Source organism: Microbacterium sp. 22179 (genome assembly GCF_052045715.1).
Classification (GTDB): Bacteria; Actinomycetota; Actinomycetes; order Actinomycetales; family Microbacteriaceae; genus Microbacterium; species Microbacterium galbinum.
In genome coordinates this window covers 716,108-742,007 of sequence record NZ_JBQEPJ010000001.1, presented here as the reverse complement: position 1 = coordinate 742,007, position 25,900 = coordinate 716,108, and the positions used below count along the sequence as shown (strand labels likewise).

General features: G+C 67.9%; 27 protein-coding genes. 15 read left to right on the top strand and 12 right to left on the bottom strand.

Translation table 11 applies throughout. The features are described 5' to 3' along the window. Positions 1 to 34 precede the first annotated feature (34 nt). Together ACTJKK_RS03630 and ACTJKK_RS03625 are read left to right on the top strand one after the other, a co-directional pair. Positions 35 to 652: an ANTAR domain-containing response regulator gene (locus ACTJKK_RS03630; RefSeq protein ID WP_247622473.1), complete on the top strand. Its 618-nt coding sequence runs from the start codon at positions 35 to 37 to the stop codon at positions 650 to 652. After that, complete coding sequence (locus ACTJKK_RS03625; protein ID WP_440747038.1) at positions 652 to 1,215, top strand: GNAT family N-acetyltransferase; 564 nt, start codon at positions 652 to 654, stop codon at positions 1,213 to 1,215. The genes ACTJKK_RS03630 and ACTJKK_RS03625 overlap by 1 nt, the downstream gene beginning before the upstream one ends. Here ACTJKK_RS03625 and ACTJKK_RS03620 read toward each other — a convergent pair. Continuing rightward, positions 1,190 to 1,618: a hotdog fold thioesterase gene (locus ACTJKK_RS03620; protein ID WP_247632212.1), complete on the bottom strand. Its 429-nt coding sequence runs from the start codon at positions 1,616 to 1,618 to the stop codon at positions 1,190 to 1,192. The genes ACTJKK_RS03625 and ACTJKK_RS03620 overlap by 26 nt on opposite strands. 45 nt (positions 1,619 to 1,663) lie before the next feature. On the opposite strand from ACTJKK_RS03620, the gene polA reads away from it, so the two are divergent. Genes polA through ACTJKK_RS03585 form a run of 7 tightly spaced genes read left to right on the top strand, consistent with a single transcriptional unit; the run spans position 1,664 to position 9,520 of the window. Beyond that, on the top strand, positions 1,664 to 4,297 hold the full coding sequence (polA, locus tag ACTJKK_RS03615) for a DNA polymerase I (protein WP_247956163.1): 2,634 nt from the start codon (positions 1,664 to 1,666) through the stop codon (positions 4,295 to 4,297). A 37-nt stretch (positions 4,298 to 4,334) separates the two neighbouring features. Then, positions 4,335 to 6,011 carry a DUF885 domain-containing protein gene (locus tag ACTJKK_RS03610; protein WP_440747037.1) on the top strand — a complete coding sequence of 559 codons (1,677 nt, stop codon included), beginning with the start codon at positions 4,335 to 4,337 and terminating at the stop codon, positions 6,009 to 6,011. Positions 6,012 to 6,065: 54 nt separating this feature from the next. After that, positions 6,066 to 7,100, top strand: coding sequence for an LLM class flavin-dependent oxidoreductase (locus ACTJKK_RS03605; RefSeq protein ID WP_247632215.1), 1,035 nt, complete (start codon positions 6,066 to 6,068; stop codon positions 7,098 to 7,100). 53 nt (positions 7,101 to 7,153) lie between these two features. Beyond that, positions 7,154 to 7,909: an SGNH/GDSL hydrolase family protein gene (locus tag ACTJKK_RS03600; RefSeq protein ID WP_440747036.1), complete on the top strand. Its 756-nt coding sequence runs from the start codon at positions 7,154 to 7,156 to the stop codon at positions 7,907 to 7,909. Next, positions 7,906 to 8,655 carry a formylglycine-generating enzyme family protein gene (locus ACTJKK_RS03595; protein ID WP_440747035.1) on the top strand — a complete coding sequence of 250 codons (750 nt, stop codon included), beginning with the start codon at positions 7,906 to 7,908 and terminating at the stop codon, positions 8,653 to 8,655. The genes ACTJKK_RS03600 and ACTJKK_RS03595 overlap by 4 nt, the downstream gene beginning before the upstream one ends. A gap of 47 nt (positions 8,656 to 8,702) precedes the next feature. Beyond that, the gene (locus ACTJKK_RS03590; RefSeq protein WP_440747034.1) at positions 8,703 to 9,161 is read left to right on the top strand and encodes an arginase family protein; all 459 of its coding nucleotides are present in this window, start codon (positions 8,703 to 8,705) and stop codon (positions 9,159 to 9,161) included. Further along, positions 9,158 to 9,520, top strand: coding sequence for an arginase family protein (locus tag ACTJKK_RS03585; RefSeq protein WP_440747033.1), 363 nt, complete (start codon positions 9,158 to 9,160; stop codon positions 9,518 to 9,520). Before ACTJKK_RS03590 ends, ACTJKK_RS03585 begins: the two co-directional genes overlap by 4 nt. A gap of 25 nt (positions 9,521 to 9,545) precedes the next feature. On the opposite strand, the gene ACTJKK_RS03580 is transcribed toward ACTJKK_RS03585, so the two are convergent. The 4 genes from ACTJKK_RS03580 to ACTJKK_RS03565 all read right to left on the bottom strand — a co-directional run bounded on the left by ACTJKK_RS03580 (position 9,546) and on the right by ACTJKK_RS03565 (position 12,379). Continuing rightward, on the bottom strand, positions 9,546 to 10,874 hold the full coding sequence (locus ACTJKK_RS03580; RefSeq protein WP_440747032.1) for an MFS transporter: 1,329 nt from the start codon (positions 10,872 to 10,874) through the stop codon (positions 9,546 to 9,548). 89 nt (positions 10,875 to 10,963) lie between these two features. Then, entirely contained in the window at positions 10,964 to 11,440 is a 477-nt protein-coding gene (locus tag ACTJKK_RS03575; RefSeq protein WP_440747031.1) for a hypothetical protein, read from the bottom strand. Between the two features lie 148 nt (positions 11,441 to 11,588). After that, the gene (locus tag ACTJKK_RS03570) at positions 11,589 to 11,771 is read right to left on the bottom strand and encodes a FeoB-associated Cys-rich membrane protein (RefSeq protein WP_440747030.1); all 183 of its coding nucleotides are present in this window, start codon (positions 11,769 to 11,771) and stop codon (positions 11,589 to 11,591) included. A gap of 32 nt (positions 11,772 to 11,803) precedes the next feature. Further along, positions 11,804 to 12,379, bottom strand: coding sequence for a hypothetical protein (locus ACTJKK_RS03565; protein ID WP_440747029.1), 576 nt, complete (start codon positions 12,377 to 12,379; stop codon positions 11,804 to 11,806). Between the two features lie 275 nt (positions 12,380 to 12,654). Between ACTJKK_RS03565 and ACTJKK_RS03560 the strand changes: the two genes are divergently transcribed. Continuing rightward, positions 12,655 to 13,503, top strand: coding sequence for a class I SAM-dependent methyltransferase (locus ACTJKK_RS03560; protein WP_440747028.1), 849 nt, complete (start codon positions 12,655 to 12,657; stop codon positions 13,501 to 13,503). A 24-nt stretch (positions 13,504 to 13,527) separates the two neighbouring features. On the opposite strand, the gene ACTJKK_RS03555 is transcribed toward ACTJKK_RS03560, so the two are convergent. Genes ACTJKK_RS03555 through ACTJKK_RS03545 form a run of 3 tightly spaced genes read right to left on the bottom strand, consistent with a single transcriptional unit; the run spans position 13,528 to position 16,807 of the window. After that, on the bottom strand, positions 13,528 to 15,885 hold the full coding sequence (locus tag ACTJKK_RS03555) for an ATP-binding cassette domain-containing protein (protein ID WP_440747027.1): 2,358 nt from the start codon (positions 15,883 to 15,885) through the stop codon (positions 13,528 to 13,530). Between the two features lie 29 nt (positions 15,886 to 15,914). Further along, entirely contained in the window at positions 15,915 to 16,325 is a 411-nt protein-coding gene (locus ACTJKK_RS03550; protein ID WP_247956155.1) for a VOC family protein, read from the bottom strand. Positions 16,326 to 16,330: 5 nt separating this feature from the next. Next, positions 16,331 to 16,807 (bottom strand): helix-turn-helix transcriptional regulator, encoded by a 477-nt coding sequence (locus ACTJKK_RS03545; protein ID WP_440747026.1) that lies wholly within the window; start codon positions 16,805 to 16,807, stop codon positions 16,331 to 16,333. 100 nt (positions 16,808 to 16,907) lie between these two features. On the opposite strand from ACTJKK_RS03545, the gene ACTJKK_RS03540 reads away from it, so the two are divergent. Then, positions 16,908 to 17,504: an HdeD family acid-resistance protein gene (locus ACTJKK_RS03540; RefSeq protein ID WP_247622488.1), complete on the top strand. Its 597-nt coding sequence runs from the start codon at positions 16,908 to 16,910 to the stop codon at positions 17,502 to 17,504. Positions 17,505 to 17,568: 64 nt separating this feature from the next. Here the strand turns inward: ACTJKK_RS03540 and ACTJKK_RS03535 are convergent, their stop codons facing one another. Continuing rightward, on the bottom strand, positions 17,569 to 18,333 hold the full coding sequence (locus ACTJKK_RS03535) for an SDR family oxidoreductase (RefSeq protein WP_247632226.1): 765 nt from the start codon (positions 18,331 to 18,333) through the stop codon (positions 17,569 to 17,571). Positions 18,334 to 18,453: 120 nt separating this feature from the next. On the opposite strand from ACTJKK_RS03535, the gene ACTJKK_RS03530 reads away from it, so the two are divergent. The 4 genes from ACTJKK_RS03530 to ACTJKK_RS03515 all read left to right on the top strand — a co-directional run bounded on the left by ACTJKK_RS03530 (position 18,454) and on the right by ACTJKK_RS03515 (position 21,124). Continuing rightward, the gene (locus ACTJKK_RS03530) at positions 18,454 to 18,927 is read left to right on the top strand and encodes an NfeD family protein (RefSeq protein WP_247622490.1); all 474 of its coding nucleotides are present in this window, start codon (positions 18,454 to 18,456) and stop codon (positions 18,925 to 18,927) included. Positions 18,928 to 18,935: 8 nt separating this feature from the next. Beyond that, on the top strand, positions 18,936 to 19,862 hold the full coding sequence (locus ACTJKK_RS03525) for an SPFH domain-containing protein (RefSeq protein WP_247622491.1): 927 nt from the start codon (positions 18,936 to 18,938) through the stop codon (positions 19,860 to 19,862). Beyond that, the gene (locus ACTJKK_RS03520) at positions 19,859 to 20,635 is read left to right on the top strand and encodes a glycerophosphodiester phosphodiesterase family protein (RefSeq protein WP_440747025.1); all 777 of its coding nucleotides are present in this window, start codon (positions 19,859 to 19,861) and stop codon (positions 20,633 to 20,635) included. The genes ACTJKK_RS03525 and ACTJKK_RS03520 overlap by 4 nt, the downstream gene beginning before the upstream one ends. Before the next feature lie 105 nt (positions 20,636 to 20,740). Beyond that, positions 20,741 to 21,124 (top strand): RNA polymerase-binding protein RbpA, encoded by a 384-nt coding sequence (locus ACTJKK_RS03515; protein WP_247622493.1) that lies wholly within the window; start codon positions 20,741 to 20,743, stop codon positions 21,122 to 21,124. Here ACTJKK_RS03515 and lnt read toward each other — a convergent pair. Genes lnt through tatC form a run of 3 tightly spaced genes read right to left on the bottom strand, consistent with a single transcriptional unit; the run spans position 21,121 to position 25,885 of the window. Beyond that, positions 21,121 to 22,644, bottom strand: a complete 1,524-nt coding sequence (gene lnt, locus ACTJKK_RS03510; protein ID WP_440747024.1) for an apolipoprotein N-acyltransferase — start codon at positions 22,642 to 22,644, stop codon at positions 21,121 to 21,123. The two genes, ACTJKK_RS03515 and lnt, sit on opposite strands and share 4 nt — an antisense overlap. A gap of 11 nt (positions 22,645 to 22,655) precedes the next feature. Continuing rightward, on the bottom strand, positions 22,656 to 25,130 hold the full coding sequence (locus ACTJKK_RS03505; protein WP_247632229.1) for a DEAD/DEAH box helicase: 2,475 nt from the start codon (positions 25,128 to 25,130) through the stop codon (positions 22,656 to 22,658). Then, positions 25,127 to 25,885, bottom strand: a complete 759-nt coding sequence (gene tatC / locus ACTJKK_RS03500) for a twin-arginine translocase subunit TatC (protein WP_247633975.1) — start codon at positions 25,883 to 25,885, stop codon at positions 25,127 to 25,129. Before tatC ends, ACTJKK_RS03505 begins: the two co-directional genes overlap by 4 nt. Positions 25,886 to 25,900: the final 15 nt, after the last annotated feature.

Genomic DNA, 25,900 nt, shown 5'->3' with positions numbered 1-25,900 from the left:
CCGTGGCGGAGACGCACTCCAGTAGGATGGGTACGTGACCGAGCAAGAACTGGCTGAACAGCCCACGTCATCCGCACCCCGACGCGTCGTCGTCGCCGAGGACGAATCGCTGATCCGTCTCGACATCGTCGAGATCCTCCGCGACAACGGCTTCGACGTGGTGGGAGAGGCCGGCGACGGCGAGACCGCTGTCGCGCTCGCGACCGAACTGCGTCCCGACCTCGTCATCATGGACGTCAAGATGCCTCAGCTCGACGGCATCAGCGCCGCCGAGAAGCTGCACAAGGGCAACATCGCCCCGGTCGTGCTGCTGACCGCCTTCAGCCAGAAGGAGCTCGTCGAGCGCGCGAGCGAGGCCGGCGCCCTGGCCTACGTGGTCAAGCCGTTCACGCCGAACGACCTGCTGCCGGCGATCGAGATCGCACTGGCGCGTCATGAGCAGATCATCACGCTCGAGGCCGAGGTCGCCGACATGGTCGAGCGCTTCGAGACCCGCAAGCTCGTCGATCGCGCCAAGGGCCTGCTGAACGAGAAGATGGGGCTCAGCGAGCCCGAGGCGTTCCGCTGGATCCAGAAGGCGTCGATGGATCGTCGTCTCACGATGCAGGACGTCGCCAAGGCGATCATCGAGCAGCTCGCTCCGAAGAAGTAGTGTTCCGGCTCGATCCCGAGCACACTCTCCGTCCGGTCCGCACGGGCGACGGCGCTGCTCTCGCGCGCGCGTACGCGGCCGATCGCGCCCACCTCGCTCCCTGGGAACCCGCTCGTTCCGAGGAGTTCTTCACGGAGGAGTGGCAGGAGCGGGATGTATGCCGCACCGTCGCCGAAGCGCAGACGGGGCGCAGCATCCGATTCGTGGTGACGGCACCCGACGAGCGGATCGTCGGCAGGATGAACCTCAACGGCATCGTGCGCGGGCCGTTCCTCAGCGGGGATCTGGGCTACTGGATCGCCGCGGACTCGACGCGACGCGGACTCGCGACGCGCGCGGTCGCCGCGGTGCTCCGCCACGCGCGCGATTCCCTGGGACTGCACCGCGTACAGGCGGCGACGCTGCTGCACAACGCCGCGTCCCAGCGGGTACTCGCCGCGAACGGCTTCACCCGCATCGGCATCGCCCCGCGCTATCTGGAGATCGCGGGGGAGTGGCAAGACCACGTCCTCTTCCAGCGGCTGCTGGATGAGGGGATCACCGAGCCTTCGGGGCGTCCTTGATCATGTTGGTGATGCGGATGGTCGAGCAGCGGCGTCCCTGATCGTCGGTCACCACGATCTCGTGCACCGCGATGCTGCGTCCGAGATGAATCGGCGTGCACACCCCGGTCACGATCCCCGAGGTCGCGGAACGCGTGTGCGTGGCGTTGATGTCGACACCGACCGCCAGCCGCCCGGGGCCCGCGTGCAGATTGGCCGCCATCGACCCCAGTGACTCGCCGAGCACCACGTATGCGCCGCCGTGCAGAAGGCCCACCGGCTGGGTGTTGCCCTCGACCGGCATCGTGCCGACCGAGCGCTCGATGCTGAACTCGGTGAACTCGATGCCCATCTTCTCGGCCAGGGCGCCCATTCCACGGGCCGTGGCCCACTCGAGTCCTTCGCTCGTCGCGACGTCGCTCATGCATCCTCCTCAGCGCGTGTCCGTGGTCCTCGTTAGGCTGACAGGGTGACGGACTCCGCAAAGCCTACCCTCATGGTCGTCGACGGCCATTCGCTCGCCTATCGCGCCTTCTTCGCGCTGCCGGTCGAGAACTTCACGACCAAGGACAACCAGCACACGAACGCGATCTACGGGTTCCTGTCGATGCTGGTGAACCTCATCAAGGCCGAGCAGCCGACGCATATGGCGATCGCGTTCGACACCTCGCGGCACTCGTTCCGCACCGATGAGTACCCCGAGTACAAGGCGACGCGGTCCGAGACGCCGCAGGAGTTCCGCGGTCAGATCCCTCTGTTGCAGGACTGCCTCGCGGCGATGTCGATCCCGGTGCTCACGAAAGAGGGCATCGAGGCCGACGACATCCTCGCCACCCTGTCGTCGCAGGGGGCGGAGCAGGGCTATCAGGTGCTCGTCGTCTCCGGCGATCGCGACACCATCCAGCTCGTGAACGACGACGTCACGCTGCTGTACCCATCGGTGCAGGGCGTGTCGCAGCTCAAGCGATACGACCCGGTGACCGTGCAGGAGCGCTACGGCGTGCGTCCCGAGCAGTACCCCGACATCGCCGCGCTCGTGGGCGAGACCAGCGACAATCTGCCCGGCGTGCCCAAGGTGGGCGAGAAGACAGCCGTGAAGTGGTTGACGCAGTTCGGGTCGCTCGACGATCTGCTCGCTCGTGCCGAGGAGATCAAGGGTGTCGTCGGAGGGAACCTGCGCGATCACATCGACGACGTGCGCCGCAATCGCAAGCTCAACCGTCTGCTCACCGACGTCGAGCTCCCCGTCGCACCCGACGATCTGGCAGTCGCTCCCATCGACGCGCAGGCCGTGCGCGACATCTTCGCGCGCCTCGAGTTCCGCACACTGCTGCCGCGCGTGTTCGAAGCCGTCGGCGCCGGCGAGGTCGCCGAAGACCCGGCCGCGGTGGTCGAGCTGCCGGTTCCGCAGCAGGTGGTGGCTGCCGAACTCGCGACGTGGGCGGAAGCCGTGCAGGGCGAGCTCGCGCTCCGTGTGCTCACGCAGAGCGGGCTTCCGGTCCGTCTGGGGGTCGCGTCCGACTCTGAGCTTCGCGAGACCGATTGGACGGATGCCGCGGCCGACGAGCTGCGCTCCTGGCTCGAGTCCGATCGCCCCAAGGTCCTGCACGACGCCAAGGGTCAGCTGAAGGCGCTGAACCGAGCAGGCATCCGCCTCGGCGGTCTCGCGTACGACACGAGCCTCGCCGGCTGGCTCCTGCGCCCGAGCTTCCCCGACAAGACTCTCGGCGACCTGGTCGAGCGTTACCTCGGTGAGAAGCTCCCCGAGGCCGACCCGTCTCAGCTCGTGCCCGAGACCGAGGGGGCGACCCCCGCGCAGGAGGCGTGGTTCGCGCTGCGCGTCGCGACCGCGCTGCGCGACGACATCCCCGAGTCGGTGGCCGCCGTGCTGACCGACATCGAGCTGCCCACGCTGCTCGCGCTGGCCGACATGGAACTGGCCGGGGTCGCGGTCTCCCACGAGGTGCTGTCGACGTTCTCCGGCGAACTCGCGACCCGCGCCGAGGGCATCGCTCAGGAGGCGTTCGGCATCGTCGGCCGCGAGTTCAACCTCGGCTCGCCCAAGCAACTGCAGGAGGTTCTCTTCGAAGATCTCCAGCTGCCCAAGACGCGCAAGACGAAGACGGGCTACTCGACGGATGCCGCCGTGCTCGCCGACCTGCAGGAGTCGAACCCGCACCCGTTCCTCAACCTGCTGCTGCAGCACCGCGAGGCCACCAAACTGCGTCAGATCATCGAGTCGCTCGACACGGCGATCGGCGACGACGCGCGCATCCACACGACCTACGTGCAGACCGGAAGCCAGACCGGGCGGCTCTCGAGCACCGACCCGAATCTGCAGAACATTCCGGTGCGCACCGAGGAATCGCGGCGCATCCGCAGCGCGTTCCAGGTCGGCGACGGCTACGAAGCGCTGCTCACGGCCGACTACTCCCAGATCGAGATGCGCATCATGGCGCATCTGTCGGGCGATGAGGGCCTGATCGAAGCCTTCAACAGCGGAGAGGACCTCCACCGGTTCGTCGGCGCTCGGGTGTTCGGGGTCGAGCCGGGCGATGTCACCGCCGCGATGCGCACCAAGGTCAAGGCGATGTCGTACGGCCTGGTCTACGGCCTCTCGGCGTTCGGCCTCTCGAAGCAGCTGCGTATCGAGCAGTCCGAGGCGAAGCAGCTCATGATCGAGTACTTCGCGCGCTTCGGCGCCGTGCGTGACTACCTGCGCGCCTCCGTTCTCGCGGCCAAGGAGGTCGGCTACACCGAGACGATCTTCGGACGCCGTCGCCCGTTCCCCGACCTCGCCAGCCCGAACCGCGTGCTGCGGGAGAACGCCGAGCGCGCAGCGCTGAACGCCCCGATCCAGGGCAGCGCCGCCGACATCATGAAGATCGCGCTGTTCCACATCCACGACGACATCCGCCGCGAAGGGCTCCGCTCGCGGGTGCTGCTGCAGATCCACGACGAGCTCGTGCTCGAGGTCGCCCCGGGGGAGTGGGATGCCGCCGAGCGCATCGTGCGCACGCGCATGGGCGACGCCGCGGATCTGTCGGTGCCGCTCGACGTGCAGGTGGGGCGCGGGCACGACTGGAACGAGGCCGCACACTGACCACGGCCGGCGGCGTCCGAGGATTAGTGTGGATCGCATGACTTCCATCCCGCGCACTCCCACCGCCATCGACAAGGTCGCCGAGGACTGGGTCGACACTCTGGTCGAGCTGGCTCCGACGCTCGGCACCTACATCGGGCGGGACGAGGTCAACGACCGCTTCGGCGATCTGAGTCCGGCCGGCCACGAGGCGATCGCAGCGGCGACACGGCAGACACTCGACGCGCTCACGGCCCTCGAGCCGGTCGACACGATCGACGAGGTCACGAAGGCCGACCTCGGCGCCGAGCTGCGTCTCGAGCTGGAACTCCACGAGGCGAATTGGCATCTGCGCGACCTCAACGTCATCGCTTCACCGGCACAGGATGTGCGTTCGGCATTCGACCTCATGCCCACGGCATCCGCCGACGACTGGTCGGTCATCGCCACGCGCCTCGCCGCGGTGCCCGACGCGCTGCGCGGCTACACCGAGACGCTGCGCGAGGGCATCGCGCGCGGAGTGACGCCGGCCCGCCGACAGGTCGTCGAGGTGGCGACCCAGATCGACCGGTACACGGCTGATGACGGCTTCTTCGCCGCTTTCGTGGCCGATGCCACGCCCGAGAGCGGCCAGCTTCCGGCATCCCTCGCGCGCACCCTGGCCGACAACTCGGCCGCCGCGCGCGTCGCATACGGCGAACTGCGACGGTTCCTCGCCGAGGAACTCGTGCCCGAGGCCACCGAGGTCGACGCGGTCGGTCGCGAGCTCTACGCGCTCAACTCGCGCCGATTCCTCGGAGCCACGATCGACCTGGACGAGACCTATGAGTGGGGACGCGAGGAACTCGCCCGGATGGTCGCCGAACAGACCGCGATCGCGAACGAGATCCTGCCGGGGTCCACGGTCGAAGAAGCCGTGGCGCATCTCGAGGCCGATCCCGCGCGCAAACTGGTCGGCACCGATGCGCTGCAGCGCTGGATGCAGGAGACGAGCGACCGCGCCGTCGCCGAGCTGGCCGCCTCGCACTTCGACATCCCCGAGGCGATCCGCACGATCGAGTGCATGATCGCGCCGACCCAGGAGGGCGGGATCTACTACACGGGGCCCACCGACGACTTCTCGCGCCCCGGACGCATGTGGTGGTCCGTTCCGGAGGGTGTGACGGAGTTCGACACCTGGCGCGAACTCACCACCGTGTACCACGAGGGTGTGCCGGGTCATCACCTGCAGATCGCGCAGGCCGTCTACAACCGTTCCGAGCTCAACTCCTGGCGTCGCCTGCTCGCCGGCACCTCGGGTCACGCCGAGGGGTGGGCGCTCTACGCCGAGCGCCTGATGGAGCAGCTCGGGTACCTCGACGACCCGGCCGACCGGCTGGGGATGCTCGACGGTCAGCGCATGCGTGCGGCACGTGTCGTGCTCGACATCGGCGTGCACCTCGGTAAGCCGCGTCTCGACGGAGCGGGCGTGTGGGATGCCGACTACGCGCTCGAGTTCATGCGCCAGAACGTCAACATGTCCGACCAGTTCGTGCAGTTCGAGGTCAACAGGTACCTGGGCTGGCCGGGGCAGGCTCCGTCATACAAGGTCGGACAGCGCATCTGGGAGCAGGTGCGCGAGGCCGTTCAGCAGCAGGAGGGCGAGGACTTCTCGTTCAAGGCATTCCACAAGCGTGCGCTCGACATCGGCGGCGTCGGTCTCGACACCCTGCGTGGTGTGCTGCTTCCACGATGACGGGAATGTCCGACACTCCGGCGATGTTCATTCACCTGAATAGGAAGGCATGACATGAGCATCGAATTCGGACTGGACACGTTCGGCGACATCACCCGCGACGCCGAGGGCACCCTCCTCAGCGGCGCCCAGACGATCCGCAACGTCATCGCGCAGGCAGAGATGGCGGATGCCGTGGGCGTCGACTTCTTCGGGGTAGGGGAGCACCACCGCAAGGAGTTCGCGGTGTCGGCTCCCGAGATGGTGCTCTCGGCGATCGCCGCGCGCACCGAGAACATCCGCCTCGGCACGGCGGTCACGGTTCTGTCCTCCGACGACCCCGTGCGCGTGTTCGAGCGGTTCTCGACCCTCGATGCCGTGTCGAACGGTCGCGCGGAGGTCGTGCTCGGTCGCGGCTCGTTCATCGAATCCTTCCCGCTGTTCGGTTTCGACCTCCGCGACTACGACGCACTGTTCGAGCAGAAGCTCGAGCTCTTTGTCGAGCTCCTGAAGGAGCAGCCGGTGACCTGGTCCGGGTCCATGCGCGCGTCGCTCGAGAACGCGGATGTGTTCCCGAAGACGGAGAAGGGTCTGCGGACCTGGGTGGGTGTGGGCGGCAGCCCGGAGTCCGTGGTGCGCGTCGCACGCCACGGACTCGGTCTCATGCTCGCCATCATCGGCGGCCCGGCCGCGCGATTCCGGCCGTTCGTCGATCTGTATCACCGCTCGGTCGACTCCTTCGGAACGACGAAGCACCCGATCGCCGTTCATTCGCCCGGCCACATCGCCGACACCGATGCGGAGGCATGGGACGCCGCGTACTCGGGCTTCGAGGCGATGAACAACACGATCGGCAAGGAACGCGGCTGGCCCGCGTACAGCCGTGCCCGCTTCCAGAACGACATCGGGCCGGAGGGGGCGATCTACGCCGGTTCTCCCGACCGGGTGGCCGCGAAGATCGCCGACACGATCACCACCCTCGGGCTGGGCCGATTCGACCTGAAGTACGCCACCGGAACGCTCTCGCACGAGGCGATGATGCGCAGCATCGAGCTCTACGGCAGCGAGGTCATCCCGCGCGTGCGCGCTCTGCTCGACAAGCGCGCCTGATCGGGCCTGCGGGATCGGTACGGGGTCCGGTCCCGCAGGAATAGGCTTGTCCGATGGCAGACGTGCGTTTCGTGGCGATCGGGGACTCCTTCACCGAGGGGGTCGGCGATGTTCTTCCCGACGGCCGCGAGCGCGGGTGGGCCGATATCGCCGCCCAGGGGTGGGCCGATGCGGCCGGGCATCCGATCCAGTACGCGAATCTCGCGATCCGCGGCAAACTCGCGTGGCCGATTGTCGAGCAGCAGCTCGAACCCGCTCTGGCGCTGCGTCCCACGCATCTGTCGTTCAACGGCGGGGGCAACGACATGCTCCGACCGCGCACCGACCTCGAGCACATCGCCGACGCGTTCAGCCGCGTTCTCCGCCGATGCGACGAGGAGGGCGTCACGATGATCCTGCTCTCCGGCGCGAACCCCAGTGGACAGCTTCCGATGGGGGCCCTGATCCAGCGCCGCGGAGATCAGCTCTCCGAGGCGGTGCTGCGACGCGTCGCCGATCGCCCCGACGTGGTGCGCGCCCTGAACTGGCCCGATCGGGAACTCGCGCAGAGCGCGTACTGGTCCGAGGACCGCCTGCACATGAACGCCGCGGGCCATCATCGGGTCGCGGCGCGCGTGCTGCACGCGCTGGGGTACGAACCGCCCGAGACCTGGTGGGCACCGAGCGAGCGCGGGGGAGCGGGACCGAGCGGGCTCGCCTACTACCGACAGCACGTCGGCCCCTGGGTCCGGCGTCGGGTCACGCGCACGTCGTCGGGCGATGGCCGGACCGCGAAGTACCCGGTGTGGACCGAGCGGACTCCGGGGTGACGAGCGACATCGAACTGCGCCGCATCCCCGGCGGTTCGATCGTGCTGCAGGATGCGCGCACGAAGACGCAGCGTCCGGTGGATCTCGAGCCCTTCGAGATCGGTGTCTACCCGGTGACCCAGGAGCAGATGGCCGAGGTCCTCGACGCTGCCGCTCCGCATCCCCGCCGACCGGCGACCGACATCAGCTGGCTGCGGGCCGTGCACTTCTGCAACGCGCTCTCGGAGTGGGAAGGGCTCGAGCACGCCTATCTGTTCGACGGGGAGGACGTCAGCTGGGACGTCTCGTCCGAGGGGTTCCGGTTGCCCACGGAGGCGGAGTGGGAGTTCGCGTGCCGGGCGGGGTCCGTGGGCCCCCACTACGCGCCGCTCGCGGATGCCGCCTGGACAGCCGCCGATGGCGTGACGGCCCCGCAACCGGTCGGCGGCAAGATCCCGAACCTGTACGGCCTGTTCGACACCCTCGGCAACGTGTGGGAGTGGTGCTGGGACCTGCTCGACCCCGCACGCTACGACGAGTACCGCACGTTCCGCGGGGGCGGCTTCGCCGACGACGCCTGGAGTGTGCGCGCCTCGGTCCGCCGCGGGGGAGCCCCTCGGATGCATCACCCCGATGTGGGGATGCGCGTCGCGCGCGGCGGCTTCGATGGCGACGGAGCTGCGCAGGGCTGGTCCGACGCGGTCGACCGCGAGCGGGCGCTGCAGGACGGCACCTCGCCGTCGGGATGGACGCCACGAAAGCGGTGACGGGGACGGTTTTGGCCCCCATCCGCGCCGCGTGGGAGAGTGGGAGGATGCCTGCAGCGTTCTCTCTCATCGTCTCCCAGGGCCGCGTGGCCGACCGCACGGACGGCGCAATCGTGGGCGCACGTCGCGTCGGCGATGCACTGTCTACGCTGCTCCGGACCCCTGCGACGACGATCGGCACGCCGAGTCCCTCCCGCACCGACGACTGGAGCACGGCTCTTCCCGAAGCGAACGACACGCTGCACGGCCTGCGGGACGCGGTCGCCGGCGCCATCGACGCCGGGACCGTGCCGCTGCTCGCGACCAACACGTGCGCCGCGAGCCTCGGCACGCTCCCGACCGTCGCGGAGCGGCACGCGGATGCCGTCGTGCTCTGGATCGATGCGCACGGCGACTTCAACACGCCCGACACGACCGATTCCGGTTATCTCGGCGGCATGGTGCTCGCCGCGGCCTGGGGCTGTGGGACAGCGGACACGGCGCGGGGATCGACCCGACCCGGGTGATCGTCGTCGGCGGACGTGACATCGATCCGGCCGAAGGTGACCTCCTCGCCCGCGCCGGAGTGCGCGTTCTCGCCCCCGCCGACAGCACGCCCGAGCGCGTTCTCGAGCTCATCGACGGCCGGCCCGTCTGGATCCACGTCGATTGGGACGTGCTCGAGCCCGGGTACATTCCCGCCGCCTATCGCGTCGGGGAGGGGATGCTGCCCCACCAGATCGCGTCGATCTTCGCGGCGCTCCCCGCGGGCTCCGTGCGCGGGATCGAACTCGCCGAGTTCGAGGCCGGTGACGCCGAGGTACCCGAACACGTGAGCGTCGAGCTCATCCTCGAGACCTTCCTCCCTCTGCTCCGCGCCGTCTGAGATAGACAGTTCGGAGGCGACGCGTCTAGCGGCGACGTCGCTCCGGGTCGAGTCCCATCCGGACCCGCGTGCGCTTGCGCTCGATCACGATGAACACGCACCCGATGATCCAGAGCGGGATCGGCGCGAGGAAGGCAACGCGGAACGCGTCGAGCGAATAGGTCTCGGGCGTGCCCGCGCCCTGGAGGTCGAGCAACAGTCCGATCAGGAAGATCGCGATGAGCGCGGCGATGAATCCTCCCGCGTTCGTGACGCCCGTGGCGGTGCTCAGCCGATGCGAGGGGTTATGGGTGCGGGCGTGGTCGAAGGCGATCATCGACGCCGGGCCACCGGTCGCGAGGGCGATCGCGAGAACGTAGAGCAGCCAGATCGGTGCGGCCTCGGGCAATGCGATCACGGCGCACCACGCGATCAGTTGCAGTCCCACCGCGGGGAGCACGAGAGCGAGCGACCGATGGTTCGGGAGCCGACGCGAGAGGTCTCCGATGATCGGACCGAAGATCATGCCCGCAACGACATATACGGATATGAGTCCCGCGGCATGTGCCGCCGTGAGACCTTGCGCGGCAGTGAGGAACGGCATTCCCCAGAGCAGGATGAATGCCGTACCCGCGAACGGAGTCGTGAAGTGCGACCAGAACGCGAGCCTCGTTCCCGGGTGCGCCCAAGCGGCGCGGATGCCGACACCGGTGTCGATCGCCGAGGTCACCACGCGCACCACTCCGGTGTCGGTGTTCACCGTCACATCGGTGTCCTGCTCGGCGGGGCGGTTGCGGATGACCAGAGCGACGAGGATCGTGAAGAGCACGCCCAGCCCGGCGATACTCCCGAATGTGATCGTCCAGCTCGTGGCGTGCAGGAGAGCGGCCAGAGGGACGAGCGCCACCAGTTGCCCCGCCTGTCCGATGATGCCCGTGAACTGCACCATCACGGGACCGCGTTGGGCGGGGAACCACACCGCGACCAATCGGAGCACCGCGGGGAAGACGGCCGCATCGCCGGCACCCAGCAGCACACGGGCGAAGATCGCGATGCCGATGCTGGGGGAGAAGGCCATCACCAACTGACCCGCCGCCATCAGGAACATCCCGATCGTGATGATCGGACGCGAGCCGTACCGGTCGAGGAGTACACCGATCGGGATCTGCATACCCCCGTACACCGCGAGCTGCACGACCGCGAAGAGAGCGAGGGTGGAGGCATCCGCCTGGAAACGATCGGCCGCGTCGACGCCGACGGCGCCCAACGACGTGCGGTTCGTGATGGCGACGACGTAGGCCGCGACGCCCACCGACCAGATCAGCCAGGCTCGCCACCCGGGGTTCGAGACGGGGGAGAGGGGAGCGTGCGTCACCCTTCCACGCTACTCGCGTCACCGCGGCCTCGACGCAGACGACGGGGCCCGGCGCGCAATCGCTCGCCGGGCCCCGAGGATCTGGGTGCTCAGCCGGCGCAGAGCGCCGAGAACGCCTGAGTCGACTCCTGGATGTCGGTCGTGAGCGTCGACGCCTCCGCGGCGGCGGACGTGTCCTGATCGACCAGGACCCGCTTGAGAAGATCGCGCAGCGACGTGAAGTCCTCGTGCACCGCGGTCACGGCATCCTTGACCTCCTGGTTGGAGACGGACTCCGCGGCGGCACCGATCGCATCGACGGTCTCGGTGAACGTGGCCACGGTTCCCTCGGGGTCGGACATCGCCGCGCTCATGTCGAGCGAGGACAGCTCGGTCGCGACGCCCGAGATCTGGCTTCCCACGGATGCGCAGGCGTCGGCGACGGACTGATCCGTGGTCTGCTCGGCGGGGGCGGAGCTCTCGCTCGATGTCGAGCTGTCGGAATCGGCACTCGGCGTGCCGGAGCATCCGGCGATTCCGAGGACCGCGACGACGGCGATAGTCCAGGCTGCGATCTGACGTTTCATTTTCTTCCCCCGTGGAGTGAGCCGATGAATCGGCATACGAATGTGAACCGCGAGCCAGTCAACCACACGCCGACGACGTACGCCCCGTAGGAACCAGGGGAGAAGTCCCCATCGCAGACGAGTGAGTCGGACTCTCGGATGGCGGTTCTCAGCGACGTGAGTTACGGGGTTTCTTCTTCGCGTCCCAGAACTGCTGGGCAGCTTCTGCGCCGTTCTTCTTCTTGATCACGTTGAATCTCACGACCTTGATGATGGCGCGAACGATCAACCACACGATGAGCGCAACGATGGTGACGATCACGACGAGCTGTCCGAGTGCGTATGGGTCCATGGGTGTCTCTTTCCGGGGTTAGTGATGGGCTGTCAGGGGTGTGAGGGCTGTGAGATCTCGAGCGTCAATGGTGCGGACGTGTAGGGGAACCTCGGGTCGTCAGCGGCGAAGTGGTTGCTCTCGTTGAAGCCGAGAGCATCCCATCCGAGAGAGTCGAGTGTCTGCCCGTCGGGGACGAGCATGACCACGCAACCGAGTTCGGAGGTCCAAGGGTCTGGCACCTCGCCTCGATAGCAGGCCTCATCGAGGTCGCGCCCTATCGGAAACCCGCCGGTCTCGATGCCGAAGTCGCCCTGCAACTGCTCGGCGTACTCGCCGTCGGAGAGGACCCCGTAGACCTCTCCGAGACTGAATCCGTGACGATCCTCACCAGCGGGGGAGTCGACCTGGAAGGCGACGACCACGGGCTCGTAACCGGCGAACTCGTCAGCGTTGTCGAACTGGTCGAACAACGCTTCAGCGGGCCAGGACACGTCGGTGACCGTGAGGCCGAGCTCTGCGGGTTCCCGGTCTGACACGGTTCCGTCATCCGTGTACGCGAGGCCGGGCACCCGCAGCGTCTCACCGACAGCGACGCTCGCTCCGGGAGCAGTGAGCGTGTCCGGCACGACGACCTCGATCGGCTTCGCGTCGAGAGGGGCGGTATACGTCGAACATCCCGAGAGAGTCGCTACCCCGACCAACGCGATTGCGAGGGACGCGGCGTATCCTCTGATCGTCATCAATGCCTCCGGGTACATGGGGAATCCGGGAGGCCCAGTTGCGACCCCCGTATCTTTGACGGGGTCGGGGACGGAATCTGTCGGGAGAGGGTGTTCTCACATGAACTGACATAATGTGCATTATCGGTTATAACGGAATCCGCTTCGCTAGGCTGATCCCCATGAACGGCGAACACGTGGAGATCGACTGGTCGGCGGCGCGCGATGCCAATCGTGAGAACTGGGACGACCGCGTGCCGCTCCACGCGGTGTCGTACGACCGCGAGTCGTTCGACGACCCCGAGCACCTCAGCGATGTCGTCCGCCACGACGTCCCGGTGCTCGAGCGTTTCCTGCCCGCACGATCCATCGTCGGACTCGACGTGTGCCACCTGCAGTGCCACATCGGCACCGACACCGTCTCGCTGGCGCGCGCCGGTGCACGACGAGTCACCGGCGTCGATTTCTCGGCGCCGGCCCTGGAGACGGCACGAGCCTTCGCCGAGGAGCACGGCGTCGACGCCGAGTGGGTCGAAACCGACGTGCTCGACGCCAGGGCCGCGGTCTCCGGTGACTTCGATGTCGTCTACACGAGCATCGGAACGATCTGCTGGCTCTCCGATCTGGACCGTTGGGCCCAGCAGATCCAGAAGCTGTTGCGCCCCGGCGGGACGTTCTTCATCCGCGACGGGCATCCTGCGCTGTACACGCTCGACGAGGACGCGGAGACGCTCACCGCGCGCTATCGGTACTTCGGCGACGGGTCGGCGCAGGTCTGGGACGACGCGAGCACCTACGCGGGCGACGGCACCGTATCGCACACGCGCACCTACGAGTGGCCGCACTCGCTCGCCGAGATCCTGGGCGCCCTTCTCGGTGCTGGCCTGCGCATCGTGCACGTCGATGAAGGCCGCACACTCCCCTGGCGATTCAGCCCGCGGATGGTGGAGGTGCCCGGAGGATACGCATGGCCGGAAGACCAGCGCGATCTGCTCCCCTGCACCTACACGATCATCGCTCGACGGGACTGATATATCGGTTCAGCTCGTCGGGGATCAAACTCCGACGTAGGCCGCGAGATGTTCGCCGGTGAGCGTCGAGCGTTCTGCCACGAGATCCGCGGGCGTGCCTTCGAACACGACACGGCCGCCGTCGTGTCCGGCGCCGGGACCGATGTCGAGGATCCAGTCCGCGTGAGCCATCACCGCCTGGTGGTGCTCGATGACGATCACGGTCTTGCCCGACTCGACGAGACGGTCGAGAAGCCCGAGGATCTTCTGCACATCAGCGAGGTGGAGACCGGTCGTCGGCTCGTCGAGCACGTAGACGTCGCCCTTCTCCCCCATCTGGATCGCCAGCTTGATGCGCTGACGCTCACCGCCGGACAGGGTCGAGAGCGGCTGTCCGAGCGAGAGATACCCGAGACCGACATCGTCCAGCCGGCCGAGGATCGCCGTCACCGCCGGGATCTTGGCGTCACCCTCCGAGAAGAACACCCGCGCTTCGGACACCGGCAGATCGAGCACCTCGGTGATGTCCTTGCCCGCCAGTCTGTACTCGAGAACCGCGGCCTGGAAGCGCTTTCCTCCACAGTCCTCGCACGGTGTCTCGATCGTGTCCATGAAGCCGAGCTCGGTGATGATGACACCGGCGCCCTTGCAGGTCGGGCACGCCCCTTCGGAGTTCGCGCTGAACAGCGCCGGCTTGACGCCATTGGCCTTCGCGAACGCCTTGCGGATCGGCTCGAGCAGCCCGGTGTAGGTGGCGGGATTGCTCCGACGCGAACCCTTGATCGCACCCTGGTCGATCGCCACGACTCCATCAAGTTTCGAGACGGAGCCGTGGATCAGCGAACTCTTCCCGGAGCCGGCGACACCCGTGACGACCGTCAGGATGCCCGTGGGGATATCGACGTCCACGTTCTGGAGGTTGTTCGCGGTCGCACCACGCACCTCGATCGCCCCGTCCGCCGCGCGCACCGCGTCCTTGAGCACGGCGCGGTCGTCGAGGTGCTCCCCCGTACGCGTCCCGCTGCTCTTGAGCCCCTCGACCGTGCCCTGGAAGCAGATCTCGCCGCCGGCGCTGCCCGCGCCCGGGCCGAGATCGACGACGTGGTCGGCGATCACGATCGTCTCGGGCTTGTGCTCGACCACGAGCACGGTGTTGCCCTTGTCGCGCAGTTTGAGGAGCAGGCCGTTCATCCGCTGGATGTCGTGCGGATGCAGGCCGATCGTCGGCTCGTCGAACACGTAGGTCACGTCGGTCAGCGACGAGCCGAGGTGGCGGAGCATCTTGATGCGCTGCGCCTCTCCCCCGGACAGCGTGCCCGACGGGCGCTCCAGACTCAGATACCCGAGCCCGAGGGTGACGAAGGCGTCGAGGTTCGCGCTCAGGGCGTCGAGCAGCGGTCCCGCGCCCTGGAGGTCGAGCCCGCGCACCCACTCAGCGAGATCCGTGACCTGCATGCGGCAGGCATCCGCGATGCTGATGCCGTCGATCTTCGACGACCGCGCCCCCTCCGTCAGACGGGTCCCATCGCATTCCGGGCACACCGCGAAGGTGGCGACCCTCTCGACGAACGCACGGACGTGCGGCTGCAGGGCATCGAGGTCCTTCGACAGCATCGACTTGGTGATCTTCGGGATCAGTCCCTCGTAGGTCATGTTGATCCCGGCGATCTTGACCTTCGTCACCTCTCCGTAGAGGAACAGCTGGCGCTGCTTCTCGGAGAACTGGGCGATGGGCTTGTCACCGGGATAGAACCCGGACTGCGAGAACCCCTTCACCATCCAGCCGTCCGCCGTGTACCCCGGCACCATGATGGCGCCCTCGTCGAGGGACTTGGACTCGTCGACGATCTGCGCGAGGTCGAGGTCGGACACCGCTCCCCTGCCCTCGCACCGCGGGCACATGCCACCGAGGTAGATCGCGTCCTTCACGATCTTCTTCTCACCGCCGGGGCCGGTCATCACTCCGCTCGCGCGCTGCGTGGGGATGTTGAAGGAGAAGGCGGTCGGTCCGCCGATGTAGGGGGTGCCGAGCTTGCTGAAGAGGATGCGCAGCATCGCGTTCGCATCGGTCACGGTGCCCACCGTCGATCGCGGGTTCGCCCCCAGGCGCTCCTGATCGACGATGATCGCCGTCGTCAGACCCTCGAGCACATCGACGTCCGGCCGCGGAACCGAGGGCATGAACCCCTGGACGAAGGCACTGTAGGTCTCGTCGATCATCCGGCGGGACTCCGCGGCGATGGTGTCGAAGACGAGCGAGCTCTTGCCCGATCCCGAAACGCCGGTGAAGACGCTCAGCCGTCGTTTCGGGATGTCGACGCTGACGTCCTTGAGGTTGTTCTCACGTGCACCCTGAACGCGGATGAGGTCGTGGCTGTCAGCGGGGTGGTCGACGGTGGTCATCGGCATCCTTCGGAGACGAGGCTGATCTCTCAGCCGGCTTGGTTGATACGGAGCAGGTTGCCCGCGGGGTCGCGGAAGGCGCAGTCGCGCACGCCGTACGGCTGATCCATCGGCTCCTGCACGACATCGGCGCCGCTCTCGACCAGCCGCTCGAAGAGGGCATCGAGGTCGTCGCTGGCGAGCGTGAGCGCCCCGTAGCTGCCCTTCGCGATGAGCTCGAGCACCGTGCGGCGCTCGTCGTCGGTCAGACCGGGGTCGGTCGCCGGCGGGTGGAGCACGATCGAGGTCTCCGGCTGGTTCTCGGGACCGACGGTGAGCCAGCGCATGCCGTCGTATCCGACGTCGTTGCGCACCTCGAAGCCGAGGGCGTCGCGATAGAAGGCGAGAGCCGCGTCGGCGTCGGTGTGCGGGAGGAAGGCGTAGTGGATGCTGATCTTCATGGTGTTCACGCTAGGTGGGCGTCGCGGGGCGGCGCTTCTCGATTCCTGATCGGCCGGGTGACCTGCTTGGCCTGGAAGACGGGGATCCCGTCGACGTGGGCGGCGCGTTCACGGTACACGCTGGGTGGGACACCCACCAGCTCCGTGAAACGACTGCTGAACGTGCCCAGCGACGAGCAGCCGACTTCGAAGCACACCTCGGTGACCGAACAGTCCCCGCGTCGGAGCAGAGCCATCGCCCGCTCGATCCGGCGCGTCATGAGATACGAGTACGGAGACTCGCCGTAGGTCTCCCGGAACCGGCGGCTGAGGTGCCCGACAGACAGGTGCACCCCGGCAGCGAGAGCCTCCACGTCGAGAGGCTTCGCGTAGTCGCGGTCGATGCGGTCCCGCACCTTACGCATCGACACCAGCTCGCGCAGGCGAGCATCCACGTCGGGAGTCACGTGTAGATCCTGCCATGACGCCCCGCATCGGCGCATGACCCTGCGCGACGTCCCCTCACGAGATGAGCCCCACGGCGAGGATGGACGGCGCTACTCTGAGGTCATCCACACAGGATTCTCTCAGAAAGGGTCCCCCATGTCCGCACCACTCTCCGAAGCGAAATCGCTGTTCAAGTCGATCCGCATCACGCTCGCCGTCTCGGGCGTCCTCGCCCTCATCGCCGGCATCGTGCTGCTGGTCTGGCCCGTGAAGTCCGCCGTCGTCGTCACCGCGATCTTCGCCGCCTACCTCGTCGTCGCGGGTCTCGTCTACATCGGCCTCGGCATCTTCTCGGGCGCCCGCGGCGGCTGGTCGCGCGTCGGGCACATCCTCCTCGGCCTGCTCTACATCGTCGCCGGCATCATCGCCTTCGCGAACCTCGGTGCGGCCGCCGCGGCTCTCGCCTTCGTCGTCGTCATCTTCATCGGCATCAGCTGGATCGTCGACGGCGTGGTGGCCCTGAGCCTGCTCGGTCAGGACGGATCGCGCGTGTGGACCCTCCTCTACGCGCTCCTCAGCATCGTGGCCGGAATCATCGTGCTGTTCTCGCCGCTCGTCGCCGGGTTCGCTTTCTGGCTGATCCTCGGCATCTCGCTCGTCGCGCTCGGCATCGTGCAGATCGTCCGGGCCATCACGCTCGGAAAGGACGCCAAGGAGTTCACGGCCGCCGTCCAGGAGGACGCCGCGCACTGACATCCGCACTGCAGATCGGCCCCGTGCTCCGAGGTGGAGCACGGGGCCGATTCGCGTGCGGGTGCTACTCCGCGACGAACGCGCTCACGTCGCCGACGAGGCGGGTGTTGTCGGCGGGGACGGGATCGACGGCCGCCTGAGCGACCTCGGCCGCGAACTCCGAGACGTTGTAGAGCTTGCCCGCGGACTCGCGGCGCTCGGCGATCGCTCCGGGGTTCGCACGCTCGAGCAGCGTCGCCGTGATCGTGCCCTCGATCATGTCGCCGGAGACGACCGTGAAGCCGATGCCCTTCTCGGCGAGGCCGGGAATGAGCTCGCGCAGCGCATCCTCGCCGGCGCGCTTCGACAGAGCGACCGGCTCGTACTCGGGCATGGTCGGGGTGGTGCGGATGAAGTGCGCCTGGTGGCTCGTCACGAAGACCACGCGCGCGCCCTCGCCCAGGAGCGGTTCGGCTGCGCGGAGCACGTTGAGCTGCGCGTCGCGGTTGAGCGTGAGGGCGTAGTCCTCGGCCATGCCGGACTCCATGCCTCCGGAGGCGTTCAGCACGAGCACGTCGAGACGACCGTATTCGTTGGTGACGGCGTCGAACATCGCCGCGACCGACTCGGGGTCGGTCAGGTCGGCACCGACGACGAGCGCGCGGCGTCCGAGCTCGCGCAGCTCACCGGCGAGCTTCTCGGCGCGCGGAGCCTTGTTGCGGAAGTTGATGACGACATCCGCCCCGGCCTCCGCCAGGTAGCGCACGGTGTCGGCGCCGATCCCCCGCGACGAGCCGGTGACAAGGGCGACCTTGCCGTCGAGAGATCCTGCGGGAAGAACAGCGGTCACGGTGACTCCTCATGGTGCGTGAAACGCCGCGATGACGCGGCAACTCAGACTATCAAGAGCGCCCCGCGCCGCCCGATACGGCGTCGGGCCCCGTGATAGGTTGACCGCGAAGGAGGCCGCATGGACACCGTCTCGACTTTCGTACAGTTCATCGACCAATGGGCCTGGATCGGCTGGCTGGTCCTGATCGCCGCGTTCCTCGTGATCGAGATGCTCACGCTCGATTTCACGTTCCTGATGCTCAGCTTCGGCAGCGCCATCGGACTGCTCACCGATCTGGTCGGCATCCCGGTCTGGGCGCAGGTGATCGTCGCCGCGGCAGCCGCGGCGCTGTTCATCCTCTTCCTGCGACCGCCGCTTCTCCGACGGCTGCGGCGCGGCGAGGATCCGACCAAGTCGAACGTCGATGCTCTCCTCGACCTCCGTGGAACCGCGCTCCACGACATCACGCAGATCTCCGGACAGGTCAAGCTCAGCAACGGCGACACCTGGACCGCTCGCTCCGCCACGCCCGTACCGATCCCCCAGGGATCGCCGATCGCCGTGACGGCGATCAACGGCGCCACCGCCATCGTCCGTCCCGTCAACGACTAGGAGACTCCGTGAACGACGCCTCGTTCATCCCCACCGCGATCCTCTGGATCCTCGCGATCGCGGTCATCATCTTCGTGGTGGTGACCGTCGCGCGTTCCATCCGCATCATCCCGCAGGCCACGGCCGGGGTCGTGGAACGGCTCGGCCGCTATCACAAGACCCTCACCCCCGGTCTGAACATCCTGGTGCCGTTCATCGACCGACTGCGCCCCCTGATCGACATGCGCGAGCAGGTCGTCTCTTTCCCGCCCCAGCCCGTCATCACCGAGGACAACCTGGTCGTCTCCATCGACACCGTCGTCTACTTCCAGGTGACGGATGCCCGTGCCGCGACCTACGAGATCGCGAACTACCTCGGCGCCGTCGAGCAGCTCACGACCACGACGCTCCGTAACGTCGTCGGTGGACTCAACCTCGAAGAGGCGCTCACGAGCCGCGACAACATCAACGGTCAGCTGCGCGTCGTCCTCGACGAGGCGACCGGCAAGTGGGGCATCCGCGTGGGCCGCGTCGAGCTGAAGGCGATCGATCCGCCCATCTCGATCCAGGACTCGATGGAGAAGCAGATGCGCGCCGAGCGTGACCGTCGCGCCGCGATCCTGACCGCTGAGGGAACGAAGCAGTCCGCGATCCTCGAGGCCGAAGGTGCGCGTCAGGCCGAGATCCTCCGCGCGGAGGGCGACAAGCAGGCCGCGGTCCTGCGTGCGCAGGGTGAGGCGGAGGCCATTCAGAACGTCTTCACGGCGATCCACCAGGGCGCCCCCGACGACAAGCTCCTCGCCTACCAGTACCTGCAGATGCTGCCGAAGATCAGCGAAGGTCAGTCCAACAAGCTGTGGATCATCCCGAGCGAACTCACCGAAGCTCTCAAGGGCATCGGCAGTGCGTTCACGCCGAAGCCCGGTCAGGCACCGACTCCCCCGCCGGGCGTGTGACGCACCCGTACTTCGCGAAGGCACGGCATCCCCGAGTCCTCGCCCACCGTGGTCTCGTGACCGCGGCGGGCGAGGACTCGGGCGTCTGGGAGAACACCGCCGCCGCCTTCGCCGCTGCGCACGCCGCCGGGGTGGAGTACGTCGAGACCGACTGCCAGGTCACGGCTGACGGCGACGTGGTGCTCTTCCACGATGCGTCCCTCGAGCGGTTGACCGGTGACCGCCGAGCAGTCCGCGAGGTGCGCACCCGCGACCTCGTCCGTCTCTTCGCCGATCACGGCGGCCTCCTCACGGTCGCCGAGGCCCTCGACCTGTTCCCGACCGTGCGCTTCAACATCGACGTGAAGACCGCCGCCGCGGCGGAGCCCCTCGGGCCGATCCTCGCCGATCACACGCATCGGACCCTCGTGACGAGCTTCTCCGATGCCCACCGGCGCGCGACCGTCGCCGCCGTCCTCCGCGCGGGCGCCGCGCTGCGCCCCGCGACATCGGGGGGAAGCCGAACCATCGCGACGGTGCGCGCGCTGTCCGTCCTGCGCCTCTCCCCCGCACGGGTGCTCCGCGACATCGACGCCCTGCAGATCCCCGAGCGGCAGGGGCCGCTGACCGTGCTCACTCCCGCGGTGCTCCGCGCCGCGCATGCCCGGGGCGTCGAGGTGCACGTGTGGACCGTGAACGATGCCGCGGAGATGAACCGACTCATCGCCCTCGGCGTCGATGGGATCGTCTCGGATCGCGCCGATCTCGCCCTCGACACGTTGTCGCCCTCATAACCTCCCGCGCTGGGATTCCGCTGTGAATAACGCCGAGTTTCCGGGGACGTGGATGAAGCGCACAGGCTGGAGCGTTATACCTGACAGCGACGAGAGGACCACACAATGGCAGATCGCAGCCTGCGCGGCATCCGACTCGGCGCCCAGAGCCTACAGAGCGAAGAGGGCGTCGTTTTCATGGAGCGCCGTGAGACCACCTATACCTGTGACACCTGCGGCCACGTCACGAACCTGATGTTCGCGGCCGACGCCGAGCCGCCCCAGACCTGGGAATGCCGCTCCTGCGGTGCTGACGCCCGACTCAACGTCGACGGCCAGGCCGTGACGCTCGAGGCGACCGACGAAAAGGCCGCCCGCACCCACTGGGACATGCTGCTGGAGCGCCGCACGCGCGCCGAGCTCGAAGAACTGCTCGAGGAGCGCCTCGCCTTCATCCGCGCGCGCCGCGGGGCCGGTGAGGACCCGACGCGGGAGAAGATCGGGGCCTAAGCCCGACGAGCGCGCCACCACCCGAGAGCGAGCGCGCCCAGCCCGCCCCAGAGCAGGATCTGCTGCACCCAGGGACCCAGCACCACACCCGCCGTGAGGCCGGAGCGGAGCTCGACATCTTCGAGCATCGCCCCGGCCTCATCTGCGTCCAGGCTCGTGACCGTCGACCCGTCCGGGCGGATGATCTGGCTCGTACCCACCGTCGAGACGTTGACGACGCTGCGCCCGGTCTCGATCGCCCGCATCCGCGCGAACGCGAGCTGCTGCAGATTCTCGGCCGTCCCCCGGAAGTCCGCGTTGTTGGTCTGGAACACGAGGACCTCGGCGCCGCCCGTCACGCTCTCGTGAATGACGTCGTCGTAGATCACGTCGAAGCAGATCGCGAGACCGACGAGGGCGCCGTCGATGTCCATGAGCGGCGGGTTGATCCCCGGGGTGTACTCCCGGCCGATGAGGCCGATCAGATCGGGGGCCAGGGCGTAGTAGAAGTCGCGGTCGGGAACGTACTCGCCGAAGGGCACCGGATGCCGTTTGTCGTGGATCTGCTCTGCTCCCCCGGCATCCGTCCACAGCATCGACGTGTTCCAGTAGAGGTCGTTGCGGGCGGTCGCGGCGTTCGCGAGCACCGGCGCGTCGATCCGGGTCGAGACCAGCGTCAGCTGACGCGCGAGCGTCTCGTTCTGGAAGGGGTCGGTGTCGAGACTGCCCTCCGGCCAGACGAGGAGGTCGACGTCTTCGCCGTAGAGGGGCTCGGTGGCCTCGGTCTGCGCGCGGACCACGGCGAAGGGCGTGCGCTCGTCGAAATACCCGGTCGGCCCGTTTCCCTGCACGGCGGCGATGCGCATCTCACCCGCGGGAGCGGTCGGGAACTGCGGCGTCGCGAGCAGCACGACCGCGAGGGCGGCGGGCACGAGCAGCGGCATCGGGCGCCGCCACAGCCTCAGCCGCACCGCTTCGATCAGCATCGCCACGACGAGAACCATCAGGAACCCGAGACCCCCGACGCCGAGCCACGACGACACCGGAGCGAGCGGGCTCTCGGCCTGACTCATCCCGATTCGTGCCCACGGGAAGCCGCCATAGGGCCAGGAGCCGACGAAGACCTCCCGGCCGACCCAGAGGGCCGCGACGACGACCGGGAGCACCAGCATCCGCCCCCAGGCGCCGGGAAGCGCGCGAGGGATCCACCGGTAGGCGAGGGCGATCGGGATGAGGGCGAGAGCCGTCAGGCCGCCCTCGAGGACGCTGAGAGCAGCCCAGGGAACAGGGCCCAGATACCTCGAGGTCCATGACACGAGAAGAGCGAAGAACAGGATGCCGTAGACCAGGCCGACCAGCAGCGCTCCGCCCGCGCGGCGGCCGATCAACGCCAGCAGCAGCAGCGCGGTCGCCGGGAACGCGAGAACCCAGATCGCGGCCGCCGGGTAGGCGAGATTCATGAGCAGCGCCGCGGCGGCGGCCGCGATCGACGCCGCCCACAACGGCATGGGCGGGCGCGGTCGAATCGTGCGTTCAGCCATGTTCGCCCCGGTCACATCGAGGAGTAGGCGACGATGCCGCGGCGCACGCCGTCGAGCGCCGTGCGGGCCGTGCGGGCGAGCGCTCCGTCCTCGGCGACGATCGAGAGCTGATCGAGGAGGTCGATCGTCTGTTTGGCCCAGCGGACGAAGTCACCGGCCGCCATATCGGCGTCGACGAGCACCCGATCCAGCATCCCGCCGCGAGCCCAGGAGTGCATCGCCCCGGCGAGGCCGGCGGCGAGCGGCTCGGAGCCGGGAAGGTGATGATCCTGTTCCAGATCATCGAGGACCGCCCACAGCGCCGTCGTCTTCTCGTATGCGGCACGGAACGCGCCGCGCGGAAGACCGCGCTCCCCCGAGTTCGCCTCATCACGCCGCGGTTCGTAGACCAGGCAGCAGGCCATGGCCGCGAGCGACGGCGCATCGAGGCCCGACCACAGCCCCTGGCGCAACGACTCGGCCACGAGCAGATCCCGCTCGCCGTAGATGCGCCGCATCGTGCGGCCCGCCTCGGTGAGCGTCATCTCGTCGCCGTCGGAGCGCAGGTAGTCGAGCGTCTCGAGCACCTCGACCACGCGGTCGAAGACACGCGCCACCGTTCCGGTGCGGGTCTCGATCTGACGGCGGATGCGGTCGGTCTGACGCTTCAGCTTCCAGTAGCGCTCGGCCCACCGGGCGTGCGCTTCGCGATCCGGGCAACTGTGGCACGGGTGCCGCTGCATCTTCGTGCGGAGCTGCTGGATGCGCTTCAGCCGCTTGTCGCGCGCCGAACGCGGGGCTCCCGAGTCCTGCCGGTTCTTCTTCTCGAGGTCGCTCAGCTCGCGGCGAATCGTGGAGTACTCCACGAAATCACCGTGCTCGCACGACATCGACTTCTCGTAGCCCGCGAGCGACACCTCGGCCTCGCGCACCTGGCGGGCGAGACCGACCACGGCACGATCGGCCTGGAACTGCGCGAACGACGACTCCAGGATCTGGCGGGCCCGCGGCTTGCCGAACAGGTCGATGAGGTTCACGGCCATGTTGTACGTCGGCCGGAAGCTCGAGTTCAGCGGGTAGGTGCGCCGCGATGCGAGAGCGGCCACGGCCTGCGGATCCATGCCCTCGGTCCACTGCACCACCGCGTGGCCTTCGACGTCGATGCCGCGACGTCCGGCGCGACCGGTGAGCTGCGTGTACTCGCCCGAGGTGATCGCGACGCGGGCTTCGCCGTTGAACTTCTCCATCTTCTCGAGCACGACGGTGCGCGCCGGCATGTTGATGCCGAGCGCGAGGGTCTCGGTCGCGAAGACGACCTTGACGAGCTTGCGCTGGTAGAGCTCTTCGACGACCTCCTTGAAGGCCGGCAGCAGGCCCGCGTGGTGCGAGGCCACGCCGCGCTCGAGATTGTCGAGCCACTCCCAGTAGCCGAGGACGCCGAGGTCCTCCTCCTGGAGCGTGCGGGTGCGCTCCTCGACGATCGCGCGGATCTCGGCGCGCTCCTCCTGCGACGTGAGACGCATACCCGAGCGGCGCACCTGCGCGACGGCGGCATCGCAGCCGACGCGACTGAAGATGAAGAAGATCGCCGGCAGCAGATTCGCGCGTTCCAGGAGGTGAATGACCTCCGGGCGATCGATCCGCTCGATGCGGCGCGCGTTCGACGGACGTACCGGACGCTGGCCTCCGCGCGGTGGGCGCTTGGCCTGTCGGCCGGCGTGACGATTGCTGACGTAGGACTGCGCGCGACGGTTGTTGTCGTAGTGCGAGCCCGTGAACGAGCGGATGCGCATCAGCTCCTGGTTCACCTGAGCCGTGGCCACACCCGCCCGGTCGTCGAACAGGGGCAGCAGATCGTCGCGCACGAGCACGTGCTGTTCCAGTGGAACGGGGCGGATCTCCGAGACGATCACCTCGGTGTCGCCGCGCACCGTGTCGAGCCAGTCGCCGAATTCCTCGGCGTTCGAGACCGTCGCGCTCAGCGAGACGAGACGCACCTGCGACGGCAGGTGGATGATGACCTCTTCCCACACCGCGCCGCGGAATCGGTCGGCGAGGTAGTGCACCTCGTCCATCACGACGTAGCGGAGGTCGCGCAGCGCCGCGGAGTCGGCGTAGATCATGTTGCGCAGCACCTCGGTGGTCATCACCACGATGCGTGCGTTGCCGTTGATGTTGGTATCGCCGGTGAGCAGCCCGACCTCGTCGGCTCCGTAGACGTCGACGAGCTCGCGGAACTTCTGATTCGAGAGCGCCTTCATCGGCGTCGTGTAGAACGCCTTGTCGCGGGGGGTCTGCATCGCGAGATGGATCGCGAACTCGCCCACGATCGTCTTACCGGCCCCGGTCGGCGCCGCGACCAGGACGCTGTTCCCGCGCTCGAGCGCATGGCAGCCCTCGATCTGGAACGGATCGAGATCGAAGCGCTGGCCGGCGGCGAACGCGGAGGTCTCGGGGTGCTCGGATGCTTGTCGCGCGGCGGCGTATCGCTCCGCCGGCGAACTCATGCGGCGTCCGGCAGGAGGCCGGCGGCCGCATCCTGCTTGCGCTTGCGCCGGTCGAACAGCAGCGACAGACCGGCGGCTGCGAAGTACAAGACGATCAGGATGCCGGCGAGCATCAGCATGCTCACCACGTCGGCGGCCGGCGTCGCGAGAGCGGCGAAGACCGTGGCGATGATGATCGCGACGCGCCATCCCTTGAGGATCGCGCGCCCCGACATGATGCCGGCGAAGTTCAGTGCGACGAGGAAGACCGGCAGCACGAAGGAGACGCCGATCACGAGCATCAGTTTGAAGATGAAGTCGTAGTAGTCCTGGGCGGCGTAGAAGTTCGTACCGCCCTCCGGCGTGAAGCTCCACATCAGCTCGATGATGTGCGGCATGATCATGACGCCGAGGTAGCACCCGCCCAGGAACAGCGGAACGGCGGCCGCGACGAAGCCGACCGTGTAACGCACCTCTTTGCGCGTGAGGCCGGGCATGATGAACGCCCAGATCTGCCACAGCCAGACCGGTGCGGAGGCGAAGAGACCGATCGACAGGGCGATGCGCATGCGCATGTCGAACGCGGAGGTCACGGTCGAGAAGTTGAGGGCGCTGAAGTCGTCGCCGCGCTTCTCGGTGATGAGACGGATCGGCTCGGTGATGAAGTGGATGATCGGATCCGCGACGATGAACGCCAGCACCATGCCGACGACCAGCGCGATGGCGGCGATCATCAGACGGCGGCGCAACTCGACGAGGTGCGCTCCGAGAGACATCCGCCGGTCGCGGTC

Bases quoted from the DNA above. Each gene is read 5' to 3' on its own strand.
- ACTJKK_RS03620 (WP_247632212.1), bottom strand. From the start codon at position 1,618: ATGAGCGACGTCGCGACGAGCGAAGGACTCGAGTGGGCCACGGCCCGT.
- ACTJKK_RS03610 (WP_440747037.1), top strand. From the start codon at position 4,335: ATGACTTCCATCCCGCGCACTCCCACCGCCATCGACAAGGTCGCCGAG.
- ACTJKK_RS03605 (WP_247632215.1), top strand. From the start codon at position 6,066: ATGAGCATCGAATTCGGACTGGACACGTTCGGCGACATCACCCGCGAC.
- ACTJKK_RS03600 (WP_440747036.1), top strand. From the start codon at position 7,154: ATGGCAGACGTGCGTTTCGTGGCGATCGGGGACTCCTTCACCGAGGGG.
- ACTJKK_RS03590 (WP_440747034.1), top strand. From the start codon at position 8,703: ATGCCTGCAGCGTTCTCTCTCATCGTCTCCCAGGGCCGCGTGGCCGAC.
- ACTJKK_RS03575 (WP_440747031.1), bottom strand. From the start codon at position 11,440: ATGAAACGTCAGATCGCAGCCTGGACTATCGCCGTCGTCGCGGTCCTC.
- ACTJKK_RS03570 (WP_440747030.1), bottom strand. From the start codon at position 11,771: ATGGACCCATACGCACTCGGACAGCTCGTCGTGATCGTCACCATCGTT.
- ACTJKK_RS03560 (WP_440747028.1), top strand. From the start codon at position 12,655: ATGAACGGCGAACACGTGGAGATCGACTGGTCGGCGGCGCGCGATGCC.
- ACTJKK_RS03555 (WP_440747027.1), bottom strand. From the start codon at position 15,885: ATGACCACCGTCGACCACCCCGCTGACAGCCACGACCTCATCCGCGTT.
- ACTJKK_RS03550 (WP_247956155.1), bottom strand. From the start codon at position 16,325: ATGAAGATCAGCATCCACTACGCCTTCCTCCCGCACACCGACGCCGAC.
- ACTJKK_RS03545 (WP_440747026.1), bottom strand. From the start codon at position 16,807: ATGCGCCGATGCGGGGCGTCATGGCAGGATCTACACGTGACTCCCGAC.
- ACTJKK_RS03540 (WP_247622488.1), top strand. From the start codon at position 16,908: ATGTCCGCACCACTCTCCGAAGCGAAATCGCTGTTCAAGTCGATCCGC.
- ACTJKK_RS03530 (WP_247622490.1), top strand. From the start codon at position 18,454: ATGGACACCGTCTCGACTTTCGTACAGTTCATCGACCAATGGGCCTGG.
- ACTJKK_RS03515 (WP_247622493.1), top strand. From the start codon at position 20,741: ATGGCAGATCGCAGCCTGCGCGGCATCCGACTCGGCGCCCAGAGCCTA.
- lnt (WP_440747024.1), bottom strand. From the start codon at position 22,644: ATGGCTGAACGCACGATTCGACCGCGCCCGCCCATGCCGTTGTGGGCG.
- ACTJKK_RS03505 (WP_247632229.1), bottom strand. From the start codon at position 25,130: ATGAGTTCGCCGGCGGAGCGATACGCCGCCGCGCGACAAGCATCCGAG.
- tatC (WP_247633975.1), bottom strand. From the start codon at position 25,885: ATGTCTCTCGGAGCGCACCTCGTCGAGTTGCGCCGCCGTCTGATGATC.